Source organism: Sporofaciens sp. SGI.106 (genome assembly GCF_050314255.1).
In the GTDB taxonomy this organism is placed as follows: domain Bacteria; phylum Bacillota; class Clostridia; order Lachnospirales; family Lachnospiraceae; genus Claveliimonas.
The window spans coordinates 1-12,268 of record NZ_JBNPMZ010000015.1 but is presented as its reverse complement, the minus strand read 5'-3'; the positions used below and the strand labels follow the sequence as shown (position 1 = coordinate 12,268).

The window sequence follows — 12,268 nt, the reverse complement described above, 5'->3', positions numbered from 1 at the left end:
CTCCCCCTTATTCTCTAATTCCCAGATAACGGTAAGTCTCACCTGCGTCACCTGTCTCAACCATCTGTTTCAGGGTATTAAATATGCCTTCCATGTCTTCTACACGAACGTCACGTCCGCCAAGACCATAGATATAGTTTACTGCAAGCGCCTGTGAACGAGCACGGAACAGTGCTGCCATTACATCGGCTCCCAGAGGACCGCCGTGGTTGGTATATCCTTCTGCTCTGTCCATAATCGCAACAGCCTTTACATTTTTCAGCGCTTCTGCAATCTCTTCTGCCGGGAACGGACGATAGAGACGAATCTTCAGAAGACCAACCTTCTCTCCGTCAGCACGCATCTTATCGATGGCATCCTTGGTAGTTCCTGCTGCAGAACCGATCATTACCACTGCCACCTCAGCGTCATCCAGACAATATTCCTCAAACAGACCATACTGTCTTCCGGATAATGCGGCGAATTCGTCTGCCACTTCCTTTACTACCCGGCTTACATTCTTCATGCCTTCTGCCTGATTTCTTTTTGCCTCCATATAATAATCTGTAATGGAATACGGGCCAACTGCCATTGGACACTCCGGATTCAGCAGATAATTTTCCGGCTTATATTCTCCGACAAAATTCTTCACATCTTCATCTTCCAGAAGCTCTATATTCTCAACCGCATGACTGGTAATGAAACCATCCTGACAGATCATAATCGGAAGTCTTACATCCTTATGCTCAGAAATCCGGAAAGCCTGTACCATATTGTCATATGCTTCCTGATTGTTCTCTGCATACATCTGAATCCATCCGGCATCTCTTGCTCCCATACTGTCGGAATGATCACAATTTATATTAATCGGCCCGGACAGTGCACGGTTTACCAGTGCAAGTGCAAGTGGCAGACGATTAGATGCCGCAATATATAATTCTTCCCACATATAAGCAAGACCGCAGGAAGAGGTTGCTGTCAGGCTTCGTGCACCTGCCGCGGAAGCTCCGATAGCCGCACTCATAGAACTGTGCTCACTCTCCACCGGGATAAACTCTGTATCCACCTGTCCATTTGCCACGAAAGAAGCAAAATACTGAGGGATTTCTGTGGATGGTGTAATCGGAAATGCCGGAAATACATCCGGATTGATCTGTCTGAGGGCGATTGCCACCGCCTCATTTCCTGATAATCTGTCTCTCTTTGCCATCTTACTTCACCCCTTCCATTGTGATTGCTCCGAACGGACATGCTTTTACGCAGATGCCGCATCCCTTGCAGTGATCATAGTCAAATGCCCCTCTCTTCATATCCTTTACAGGGATAGAACTGTCCGGACATACCGGAACACAGAGCAGACACTGTTTACATTTATCCTCAATAAATACCGGCTTATTGGTAGACCATTCACCGGTGTTAAAATCTTTAGAAGTTCCTGCTCCGGCAATCACCATACCTTCTGTCAGATCCTTCCAGCCTGCTTTCACACCTAATTTTGTGATATCTGTAGCCATTACTGTACCTCCTTAAGTGCCATCTCAAGTGCCTTCATATTACCATCAATTACTTCCGGCTTGCTGGCAAATTTATGAGAAAATGATGCACGCATCTCTTTTAAAAATGTCTCTTCATCCATAATTCCCGCCACTTTTACAATTGCTGCCAACAGCGGTGTATTGGGAAAATATTTTCCGATTGTTGCCATGGACACCTTACGGGCATCAATGGTATAAACCTTTCCTTCATATCCTTTTAAATGTGGAATAATCTCTTCCTTCGGGCGCTCTGTGTTCACCAGAATCGCTCCATCCTTCTTTAATCCGCTGGTCACGTCTACCGCCTCCAGAAGAGACTCATCTACAACTACTACATACTGCGGATCATAAATATTGGAATGTGCACGAATCGGTGTGTCACTGATTCTGTTATAGGCAGTAATCGGCGCACCCATACGCTCCGGACCATACTCCGGAAATCCCTGCACATATTTACCGGTCTGAAATGCCACATCTGCCAGCAGAAGAGCAGCTGTCTTAGCACCCTGTCCACCGCGTCCATGCCATCTGATTTCTGTAAGATTACTCATCTTTCTTCTTCCTTTCTTCCTATTAGTAAGTGAATTTAGTCACTATTGTACTTTAATCTGCTAAAATTGTCCATGCAGAAATTTATTTTCTTTCTTATTTTCTTTCTTATTTTCCTGATTTATTTCCTGATTTTCATATTGTATCATCAGAAAAATAGCGTTATAATAAAAAACGTAAAAGGGGTGCCTGCCGAAGCAGGCTGAGAGTAAGCTAGTCCGCTTTAACCCATTAACCTGATTTGGGTAATGCCAACGTAGGGAACATAAGGTCTGTATTGATTGCGGTATGCTCCCTTTGCATACCGCTTTTTATATCAGATGGGAGATGATTCCCGCCTCTTTAGGCGGTGATCAAATCTTGAAAGCAACTCACCCCGGCGACAGATTGGGAGCACCACCTTCTGCCGCGGTATAAAACGAATGGCGGCATCACTGCCGCATTGCATTCAGAAACTTTGTTTAGGAGGAAAAGATTATGTCTGGTTACACCACACAAATGGATGCTGCCCGCCAGGGTATCATCACACCGCAGATGAAAATCGTTGCGGAAAAAGAACACTGGGACGCAGAAGAACTGCGCAAAGCGATTGCAAAAGGAGAAATCATCATCCCATGCAACAAGAACCACACATCTTTAAGTCCAAGCGGAGTAGGCGCTAAGTTAACAACCAAGATCAATGTCAACTTAGGAGTCTCCCGTGACTGGAAAGATGTAGATATGGAATATGAAAAGGTACGTTCTGCCGTTGAAATGGGCGCAGAGGCCATTATGGACCTGAGTTCCTATGGCGACACCAGAACCTTCCGTCGCAAACTCACCCAGGACTGTCCGGCAATGATCGGTACCGTTCCGATTTACGACGCCGTTGTTTACTATCACAAACCACTGGGTCAGATCACCGCTCAGGAATGGCTTGATATCGTCAGAATGCATGCTGAAGACGGTGTGGATTTCATGACCATTCACTGTGGTATGAATCGGGCAACTGCCGCTCGTTTCAAACAGAATAAACGTCTTATGAACATTGTATCCCGCGGTGGTTCCATCATGTTTGCATGGATGGAGATGACCGGAGAGGAAAATCCGTTCTATGAGCACTATGACGAGATTCTTGATATCTGCCGTGAATACGATATTACCATGAGCCTTGGAGATGCCTGTCGTCCGGGATGCATCGCAGATGCTACGGATACTGCTCAGATTGAAGAGCTGATCACACTGGGAGAACTGACCAAACGCGCCTGGGCAAAAGATGTTCAGGTTATGATCGAAGGGCCGGGACATATGCCGATGAATCAGATCGCTGCAAATATGGAAATCCAGAAAACGCTCTGCCATGGCGCACCATTCTACGTTCTCGGACCTCTGGTAACCGATGTAGCTCCGGGATATGATCACATTACATCCGCCATCGGAGGCGCAATCGCCGCAGCTTCCGGCGCAGCATTCTTATGTTATGTAACACCGGCTGAACACCTGCGTCTCCCAAATGCCGCAGATGTGAAGGAAGGAATCGTTGCCGCTAAGATTGCAGCACACGCAGCTGATATTGCCAAAGGAATTCCGGGGGCTGCCGACTGGGATTACAAGATGAGCGAGGCAAGAAAACGTCTGGACTGGGAAGAAATGTTCAACCTCAGCATGGATCCGGAAAAAGCACGCCGCTACCGCGCTGAGGCAAAACCTGAAAAAGAAGATACCTGCAGTATGTGCGGTAACTTCTGTGCAGTCAAGAACACCAACCGTATTCTTGACGGAGAAATCGTAAGTATTTTTGATGAGTAGTCAGCGGGGACAGGTTCCTCGACTCTAACGAGTCACGGAACCTGTCCCTGTTAAGTTTTATCTGATTTTTTTCTTTCTGTCGTAAAACGTAGCCCCGGCTACGCCGAAAATGCTCACAAGCAACAGTGCGGCCCAGAGAAGCAGGTTGCTGTTGTCACCGGTTCGAGGACTGGTCGATGCGCCTGTGTTCGAATTGTTTTTACTCGACTTTGGCGGATTAGTCGGGTCAGTTGTTTGTTGCTTTGCTATTTCAACCTCCGAATCCCCAGGTTCCTCAGATGGTGTGTACGCCCCATTGTACCTGCATTCATACACGGCCAGTGTACCGGATACCTCGCAGGCAGTAAGAAGAAGTGCATTGCCCGATTTACTGTCTGATGCAGACACAAAGCACAGTCCTTCGGGGGAAACATCACCCTTGATTGCCTCATCAAATTCACGGGAATTGATGTAATTTGCAAATTTTGCATTTGCAGGGTCAGTAATGTCATATACCATCACGCCGCCGATTCTTTCAATAGCAATAAAGGCATATGTCTTTCCATCCACCGTGCCGGTAACCACGCTCTCCGGTTCCGGGCCTTTTTTGCCGGAGCGGTTGTCCAGACTTATCTTATCGTTGGAAGCATTGAAGTAATCCGGTAATTTCTCAGCAGTTACCTGTTCAAACTCGCTGCCGCTGTCAAACACAAGGTTTAAGCCGCCGGCAGTTGCCTCATATATTGAAAATGATCGTCCTCCGAATACATAAGCTTTCTCATTGTCCAGCCCGTCCCACATGGTTGCGTTGAACCAGACAACCTTAGAATCCAAAGTAACGTTGCCTGTCGGTGAGGTTTTGTTTTCATATTCATTGTCAAAACCTGGCCAGTCAGCACGGCTGTCCCCCTCGTTAGCTGTAAACAAATATGTTTTACCATCTATTTCAGCAACTGATATCCCGTCAGGCATCTTGATTCCATAGACATTTTCATAGTTTTTCAGTTCAATTGTGCCATTTTTTTCAAGATCCACCTTTGTCGTACCATAGTTCTGGAATCCCAGCGGATATACGTTTGTAAATTCTCCGGAAGCGATATCCAGTACTGCTACAGCATTTGCCTCCTGCAAAGAAACATAGGCTGTATTTCCTGCTACTGCGATATATTCAGGCTCAAAATCGGTAGAAGGCTGCTTATCTTTCTGGACAAGCACACCGGCGGATGTAAGTTCTTCCCTCTTTGCGTCGAAATTGTCAAAGTATGCTGATTTTGCGTTCATGTTGTTCGCACTGTCAATTGTAATAATTGTTACAGAACCTTTCGGATCCACAGCATTAGTACCTTCTCTCGGCTCACCTTCATCTGCCGTCAAAATCGTGCCATTGCTTGTAAATGTCAGCATATCCGGCTGCACGCCCACAGCAACAGTAGAGAGAAGTTCCAGAGAACCATCAGTATTGCAAGCGAACAGAGCAACTACACCATTGTCTGCATAATTCTCTGCCTGGATTGCAGCTGCAAGTTTACTTCCATCAGGAGAAACTGTTACAGAAGTCATATCCCCATACGCAAATCCGTCTACCAGCGCCTTTACATCATATTCTGTACCTGCAAGACTTACCACCTCATCACCGTCCAGTTTGCCATTCAAGTCAACGGCAATCAGCTTGCCCTTAACACCGCTTACTGCATAGGCATAACCATTTACCGGATTGTAGGTTACGATTTCAAGGCTGCCGCCATCTTCGTTCATTGCCCCGGAGTTATGACGGCCTGCAAGCTCCAGCTGAAGGGAACCTGTAGAATCGTAATATCCCTTCACACGGGTATCGCCAGTTACTACCGGAGTATAAACAGGTTCACCGGGTTCACCAGGTTCAGCTTCAATGGTATGAACCTTGCCATAGTCACCCTTACTGTTTCTCGGCGCATTGGCCATTACGTATGCATCATCGACTGTCACAGAAGTTTTTTCCCATACAACAAGTCCGAAATCTGCGTGATTCGTTCTCTTAAGTGATTTCTGTTTGGAAATCTTTGTTTCAGGACTGTTGCCAGCTGTCACAGTGTCAACCTCTTCGCTGCCCTTTAACAGGCTGATGGTGTAACTTTTGTTATTGATTGTCCAGTCACAAGTCAAGTCTGCCTGCGGCAAGTCATAGGTAAGGAAATCATCTGTTGTTTCCTCGGCTGCACCAATGATAAGATAAGATCCCTTTGCAGAAATTATACCACTTAACGGCAATGTATTTGTGCCATCTGACAGTGTGTATTCTTTCAGGTCTACCTCTGCATCAGAAGGATTGTACAGTTCAATGAAGCTGTTAGCAATAGGTGTCTCTCCTTTACCTCCCCCTCCATAAATCTGTTCAATGATTGGCTGTGCAGAGACGATCTCTGTGCTGTCGCTCTCATTCTGAAATGCCTCACCTTCCTGAGCAAACACGGTTGAACCCATTGAAAGCATCAGAACAAACGCCAACATAACTCTTGTTAATCGTTTCATTTACATTCCTCCAATTCAAGTTTATTCTGTAATACATTCTCGGTAAAGAGATGGACTAAAGTCACACAGACAGAACTGGAGGGACGCCAGTTCGATTCCATGCATACCTATAGACATTAATAATTATAGGAATGCTATGTTAATTCTAATATCACATCCATGTAAAATCACTGTAAAATCTGTAAGAAAAACCCATACACCAAAAAAGCTACATCAAAGGATTGCCAACTTTTTTCAGGAATTTTACAAACTGGTGCAATCATTCTTTACATACACTTGTTATAATACGTGCATAAATCCGGGCATTTGGTTTTATGGGATATCCGGGATTTTTGGGAGACTTTATAGGGAGCTTAGATAAGAAGAGAAATGTCAGAAGATTGTATTATACTTAAGAAGCAGATGGAACAAATCATTGAAAAGAAAAAAGTGTATCCGGTATATCAGCCAATTGTATCTTTGAAATCAGGAGAACTTCTAGGATATGAAGCACTTTCGCGCATTTCGCTGGAAAACTGTTCTTTTAATGTGGAAGAAATGTTTACCTATGCGGAAGAATTTCAATATCTTTGGAATCTGGAATATATTTGCAGAAAAAAGGCTTTAAAAGGGGCACGGAATGATATAGGAAAGAAAAAGCTGTTTTTAAATGTTGATCCGAATATTTTTCGTGATGAACGTTTTAAGGCGGGAATGACGTTTGATTATCTGAAACGTTATGATATTTCACCAGAGAATATCGTTTTTGAAGTATGTGAGAGAACGGATATTAAGGAAATTACTCTATTTCAAAAGACGGTAAACCATTATGAAAAGCAGAATTATGAGATTGCAATTGATGATTTCGGAAAAGGACACGCACATTTTAACCGCATCTTTTTCCTGCATCCGAAATACGTAAAAATCGATATGTCGCTCATAACCGATATAGACAAGGATTGTGTGAAAAATTCTTATGTGGAGGGGCTTGTCAAATTCTGCCACAGCGAAAATATTTCCCTGATTGCAGAAGGAATTGAAACGAAAGAAGAACTTACTGCCCTCATAAGGCTTGGCGTTGATTACGGGCAGGGATATTTTCTGGGAAAACCAACAAAGGCACTTCAGAAAATTCCGCAATCGCTCAAAGATATTATCCGTGAGAATAATGCATAGAACCTGCCTGAATGACTGCCGAATGATCTTTACCGATATCAATCACGACCTGTCTTCTTCTGACATTCATCTTACTCATGAAATACTCATCGATTGCATTCATTGGAGATACACTGGCATCCTGTACATATTCCAGCACATGGAAATTATCCACTGACTTAATAAATTTTCTGTTATCATTTTCAAGATTTACAATTCTCATATTAGCTTTTTCAGCGATTCTTCAAACCGTTTATCATCTTCCTCCGACCGTTTTGACGGTCCTTTCAAATGATGCTTTTTCTTTGCGTTTCTTGCTTTCTTCGCCAGATGACGTTCCATCAACATCTGATCGATATTTTCATTTGTATACCATTTACCACTCTGATGGATACCATAAGCACCTTTTTCCCAGGATCATTGCGGCCACACCATAATCCTGTGTCACAACAATGTCTCCCTTCTGACATAGACTGACCAATTTAAAATCTACTGCATCAGTACCGGCTCCCACTGTGATCACCTCGCTGTAATCCGAATATAAAACATGGTTTGTATCACACAAGAGAACAACAAAAGCGTTCTACTCATCCCAATAATCAATCGTTTCTTGTGGAGTGGTATCAATACCGAACAACTGCCACATAAAATCCTCTCTTTCATGATAAAGATTGATTATTCGAATATATTCATCTTCGATACGATAAAACACATAATTCTTAGACACAAATAAGTATCTATAATCTGTAACAACATCAAACATCTGTGATACTTCCGGTCCTTTCTTTTCATTCTCAAAGAGACCTCTTATAGCTTCTGTTATTATTTTGATTATTTCTTTTGCCCTATTTGTACCATATTGCTGTGTAATTACCTATTTAAGCTCTCGCAGCTTATCCGCTGCATCAGGAGTATATTTTATCTTTTCAATCAAGTACCCCCAATTCTTTTTCCAAATCATCTGCATCTATCCAGCCTTCAATCTCTGCTCTTTCTTCTGCTCGTTTTAAATCAAGCATAAGCATTGCAATTGACTGTTCTTTTAGTGCTTCTTTACTGTTCTTCGTTACAATAAAAGGTAAACCTTCAACATTAAGAGATTGCTGAATAAATGTATTAAATGCATCTGTCAACGTCATTCCGGTTTTTGCATAAATATCTTCAACGGTTTTCTTTATTTCTGAATTGATTCTCACCTGGAAAGTCGAATCCTTTGGTGCTGTTGCAACATTTAACTTTGTATCCATCAGACATACCTCCTTTTTCTTAATCATAACACAATGCCCACGTCGTGTAAACACAATGTCATTACATCCGTTTTTCATCATATGCTTGATTGCTTATATTCCAAGTGTGCGATTGGAAGATCAGATGCTGTTTGCCGGGATAAACAATTCTGAATTATTCACGGAACAATATCTGAACTGATAACTGCATCATGAATTTGAAAATAGATACTTGTAGCCATAACATCATTCAATTAACCCGTCAAAAGGGTATAAAATCCCTATAACAGAGTTTCAGAACAGTTGTTAAGCTGTCAAGGTTCGTTAATAGTTGCTATTCCAGCTGAACATTCAGCCTACTGATATTTGAAAGTGTCACATAGAATTCATTCTTATAAGGGCAGCTGCTACACAGCTTGAATGTGATGTATCTTGCTGAACGAACTACTTTTACAGCAATCTTCAGCAGTTTTAAATATGTTATATGCAAGAGCATGAACCTGCTTTGTATATGAATTCACCATAAACTACCGCATAATCGACTTTGTTATTTGGGGTGATCTCATCAAGCTCATCCACAAGGTGGGATGCTTTTTCACGGAGGATTCCATTCTCCTTCAGTCGAATCACATAGTTTGTGCCATTTTCCTCACACCGTTTATAAAGGTCTGACGTAGCAAAACCGCTGTCACCGCGAAGCAGAATACGGATTTCCGAATAATCATTCAGGGTTTGCTTACGAATTCTTTGATGAGAAGTAAGCCTGCATCGGAGGATAAATCTCCTCCATCAAAATTTATTTTAATCTGTCTATTGCTTTCCAATGATAAGGTATCTACAATATTCAGTTAAAATACAGTAACTATGTGGCTTTCAGCCACTCACACGGCTGTGCCGTGAATAATCTTGGATTAATTATAGGATTGATTAACGCAAAAAAGTAACCGCCCGGTCCAAAGTTGCGATTACTTTTTAGTTAATCATATTCCTAGGTCAACCGTCTATCGGTAGTCCTTTTCTATTGATATTATATTCCTATTAATACAGATGAGTCAATTTGTGATTTCCCTGCTTGCGAAATACAAGTGTTCCTGGTCCCTCTGAAATTAGCCTGCTGGTTCATTAAGATAGCCGCAATTCGGGCAATTCCATTGACTCGGAAAAGTACCACACGGGTTGTAAATTGTATACTCTTTGCCACATTGTGGGCAAACCCATCCTACTTCTTCTTGACCACCACTAACCCCGGTCAATTCTTCATCCGAAAGCATTCTTTTTGTTTCTTCCTTTTCTTTCATGATAGGTCCTCCAATCCTTCTCTATAATGCCCAAAATAACGATAAATCTTTTGTTATTTTGAATTTATAATATTTTTAAAAACTATTATGGATGATTTGTGTGCTTAGAAATATATTCACAAATATGTTACCATATGTGGTATGAAATTTCCATGTTTAGTTTTTCTACATGAATTTTGGCTTTTGTTGCTTTTGTTACAGTGTGTAAGGCTCCTGATCAGATTGGTTCAGGTCCGCCCCCTTTTGAAAAAAAGCGGAAAGCCGCGGAAATACAAGGGATTCCGGGAATGCACCTAAAGGAAATTTAAAGAAGAGTATCTAGTAAATCTCCCTCCAAACATATCCCAGAGCCCCCAGTTTTTTGCACTGTTCAGGTTGTCCTGTGCATTCCTGAGGCTTTTCAATGCCCTGTTACCAGAATCAATTGCTTCCCTTTTTTCTTTTTCCAAATCATATACCACCTCTAAAATTTTTGGATTCTGAGTTTATGAGGTTTATAATCTGAAAATTATTTGGTAATTACAACTTTTCCTTCGGAGTCAAGTAATGGAGTAATACTGCCTGCATATCCTGATTTCCAAATCAAATAGTTCACGCCAGTTTCATGGTCTACTAAAATCTGACGAATACCCGCATCTTTTAACTGAGAACCATCAGCAAAGACAACCTCAAATCTTTCTTCTTTTTTTGCCATATTTCAATTCTCCTATAAATCTTGATTTATTTTCCTAATGTGTTACTGTTTTTCGCTGCGGCCTTTGCACTGATCGTATTTGTCGATTCAAACAGAGAAGAAGTCGGCGCAACAGGACTCATCAGAACTCTTCCTGTTCCACGATACACATTTACAAGTCCTTCTCCACTGACTGCAGATCCTACCAGTGTCTTTGTCGTCCTCTCAACAGTAAAATCAAGGTTGGATGACCAGCATACTGCCAGATTTCCATCAATTTTCAGCTCGTCATTTTCCAGCTCGACCTCTATCAGTTCATTCTCCGGAACATTACATTCCAGCGCAACCACACCTGTTCCCTGGAGGCTCATATTGAACAGCCCTTCTCCACCTAATACAGCAGAAGAAGCATTTTTCCTGGCAATGACATTTCTTTTCACACGGGCATCACAGGCAAGGAACATTCCATCTTCAATGGTCATTCCAACTGCTCCCCATTTCGACACATCCTGAAGAATAATATATTTATATGTAGGCTCCAATACCAGGCATCCTTCTCCAACATATTCCGGTTTCACAGCAGACTCTTTTGTAACAGCACCTTTTAATGCTTTACCAAAAAGATCTCCTATTCCTTTTACACCGGATGTTGCCTTAACACTTCCTCCCATCCATTGCATCGAACCTACCTGAATGACTGCCGAATGATCTTTACTGATATCAATCACGACCTGTCTTCTTCTGACATTCATCTTACTCATAAAATATTCATCGATTGCATTCATTGGAGATACACTGGCATCCTGTACATATTCCAGCACATGGAAATTATCCACTGACTTAATAAATTTTCTGTTATCATTTTCAAGATTTACAATTCTCATAATTGTTTTCTCCTCTCTTTTCACACCCATCTGATAATACAAATGAATAATACTGTTCTATAAGACAATTATATTTTCCACACCCAAATAAATACACCGTCCATATATAGAAATAGGAGCCCGTATTTCACTAATTTTGCGGGATTAATTTAGCTATTAGCTTTTTCAGCGATTCTTCAAACCGTTTACCATCTTCCTCCGTCCGTTTTGACGGTCCTTTCAAATGATGCTTTTTCTTTGCGTTTCTTGCTTTCTTCGCCAGATGACGTTCCATCAACATCTGATCGATATTTTCATTTGTATACCATTTACCGCTCTGATGGATACCATAGGCACCTTTTCCCAGGATCATTGCGGCCACACCATAATCCTGTGTCACAACAATGTCTCCCTTCTGACATAGACTGACCAATTTAAAATCTACTGCATCAGTACCGGCTCCCACTGTGATCACCTCGCTGTAATCCGAATATAAAACATGGTTTGTATCACACAAGAGAACAACCGGAATCTCATATTTCTTTGCTGTTTTTTCTACGATTGACACCACAGGGCAGGCATCCGCATCTACCAGTATCCTCATTTTTTCTTTCCTTTCATCAGATCATAACTTTCCCAAATCATGCCTGAATGGGTTTTTTTGCTTATTATTTTGGAATCCAATTGAGTGAAAATATCACAACGTCACCGCAAACATTGATTATTTTTAATTATT

At 42.0% G+C, this 12,268-nt stretch carries 14 protein-coding genes, 2 pseudogenes and 1 riboswitch; of the genes and pseudogenes, 2 read left to right on the top strand and 14 right to left on the bottom strand.

Annotated elements, in window-relative coordinates:
- Positions 1 to 7: 7 nt before the first annotated feature.
- The 3 genes from porA to ACQRCC_RS11050 are packed head-to-tail and all read right to left on the bottom strand — an operon-like array spanning position 8 to position 2,065.
- Positions 8 to 1,189 carry a pyruvate ferredoxin oxidoreductase gene (gene porA / locus ACQRCC_RS11060; protein ID WP_427850831.1) on the bottom strand — a complete coding sequence of 394 codons (1,182 nt, stop codon included), beginning with the start codon at positions 1,187 to 1,189 and terminating at the stop codon, positions 8 to 10.
- A 1-nt stretch (position 1,190) separates the two neighbouring features.
- On the bottom strand, positions 1,191 to 1,493 hold the full coding sequence (locus tag ACQRCC_RS11055; RefSeq protein WP_427850830.1) for a 4Fe-4S binding protein: 303 nt from the start codon (positions 1,491 to 1,493) through the stop codon (positions 1,191 to 1,193).
- Positions 1,493 to 2,065, bottom strand: a complete 573-nt coding sequence (locus ACQRCC_RS11050; protein WP_427850829.1) for a 2-oxoacid:acceptor oxidoreductase family protein — start codon at positions 2,063 to 2,065, stop codon at positions 1,493 to 1,495. The genes ACQRCC_RS11055 and ACQRCC_RS11050 overlap by 1 nt, the downstream gene beginning before the upstream one ends.
- A gap of 169 nt (positions 2,066 to 2,234) precedes the next feature.
- A riboswitch (TPP riboswitch) is annotated at positions 2,235 to 2,344 on the top strand.
- 196 nt (positions 2,345 to 2,540) lie between these two features.
- Here ACQRCC_RS11050 and thiC point away from each other — a divergent pair.
- Complete coding sequence (gene thiC / locus ACQRCC_RS11045) at positions 2,541 to 3,851, top strand: phosphomethylpyrimidine synthase ThiC (RefSeq protein ID WP_427850828.1); 1,311 nt, start codon at positions 2,541 to 2,543, stop codon at positions 3,849 to 3,851.
- A 57-nt stretch (positions 3,852 to 3,908) separates the two neighbouring features.
- Here the strand turns inward: thiC and ACQRCC_RS11040 are convergent, their stop codons facing one another.
- On the bottom strand, positions 3,909 to 6,338 hold the full coding sequence (locus tag ACQRCC_RS11040) for a choice-of-anchor I family protein (RefSeq protein WP_427850827.1): 2,430 nt from the start codon (positions 6,336 to 6,338) through the stop codon (positions 3,909 to 3,911).
- 369 nt (positions 6,339 to 6,707) lie between these two features.
- Here ACQRCC_RS11040 and ACQRCC_RS11035 point away from each other — a divergent pair, with 369 nt between their 5' ends.
- A complete protein-coding gene (locus tag ACQRCC_RS11035) occupies positions 6,708 to 7,493 on the top strand; it encodes an EAL domain-containing protein (protein WP_427850826.1) in 786 nt (261 codons plus the stop codon).
- On the opposite strand, the gene ACQRCC_RS11030 is transcribed toward ACQRCC_RS11035, so the two are convergent.
- The 10 genes and pseudogenes from ACQRCC_RS11030 to ACQRCC_RS10985 form a co-directional block, all read right to left on the bottom strand.
- On the bottom strand, positions 7,471 to 7,695 hold the full coding sequence (locus tag ACQRCC_RS11030) for a hypothetical protein (protein ID WP_427850825.1): 225 nt from the start codon (positions 7,693 to 7,695) through the stop codon (positions 7,471 to 7,473). The two genes, ACQRCC_RS11035 and ACQRCC_RS11030, sit on opposite strands and share 23 nt — an antisense overlap.
- Positions 7,692 to 8,046, bottom strand: a pseudogene (locus ACQRCC_RS11025) (DUF188 domain-containing protein); the annotation flags it as partial. The gene ACQRCC_RS11030 and the pseudogene ACQRCC_RS11025, both read right to left, overlap by 4 nt.
- Positions 8,047 to 8,055: 9 nt before the next feature.
- Complete coding sequence (locus tag ACQRCC_RS11020; RefSeq protein ID WP_427850884.1) at positions 8,056 to 8,343, bottom strand: type II toxin-antitoxin system RelE/ParE family toxin; 288 nt, start codon at positions 8,341 to 8,343, stop codon at positions 8,056 to 8,058.
- Between the two features lie 55 nt (positions 8,344 to 8,398).
- Positions 8,399 to 8,719 (bottom strand): type II toxin-antitoxin system RelB/DinJ family antitoxin, encoded by a 321-nt coding sequence (locus ACQRCC_RS11015; RefSeq protein ID WP_427850824.1) that lies wholly within the window; start codon positions 8,717 to 8,719, stop codon positions 8,399 to 8,401.
- 313 nt (positions 8,720 to 9,032) lie between these two features.
- Positions 9,033 to 9,448 (bottom strand): annotated as a pseudogene (locus tag ACQRCC_RS11010) (transposase); the annotation flags it as partial.
- 356 nt (positions 9,449 to 9,804) lie between these two features.
- Positions 9,805 to 9,996, bottom strand: a complete 192-nt coding sequence (locus tag ACQRCC_RS11005) for a hypothetical protein (RefSeq protein WP_427850823.1) — start codon at positions 9,994 to 9,996, stop codon at positions 9,805 to 9,807.
- A 293-nt stretch (positions 9,997 to 10,289) separates the two neighbouring features.
- Complete coding sequence (locus ACQRCC_RS11000; RefSeq protein ID WP_427850822.1) at positions 10,290 to 10,445, bottom strand: hypothetical protein; 156 nt, start codon at positions 10,443 to 10,445, stop codon at positions 10,290 to 10,292.
- A gap of 59 nt (positions 10,446 to 10,504) precedes the next feature.
- Entirely contained in the window at positions 10,505 to 10,690 is a 186-nt protein-coding gene (locus ACQRCC_RS10995) for a DUF6440 family protein (protein WP_297872880.1), read from the bottom strand.
- Between the two features lie 26 nt (positions 10,691 to 10,716).
- Positions 10,717 to 11,553 (bottom strand): AIM24 family protein, encoded by an 837-nt coding sequence (locus ACQRCC_RS10990; protein ID WP_427850821.1) that lies wholly within the window; start codon positions 11,551 to 11,553, stop codon positions 10,717 to 10,719.
- Positions 11,554 to 11,683: 130 nt separating this feature from the next.
- Positions 11,684 to 12,136, bottom strand: coding sequence for a YaiI/YqxD family protein (locus tag ACQRCC_RS10985; RefSeq protein WP_427850820.1), 453 nt, complete (start codon positions 12,134 to 12,136; stop codon positions 11,684 to 11,686).
- Positions 12,137 to 12,268 lie beyond the last annotated feature (132 nt).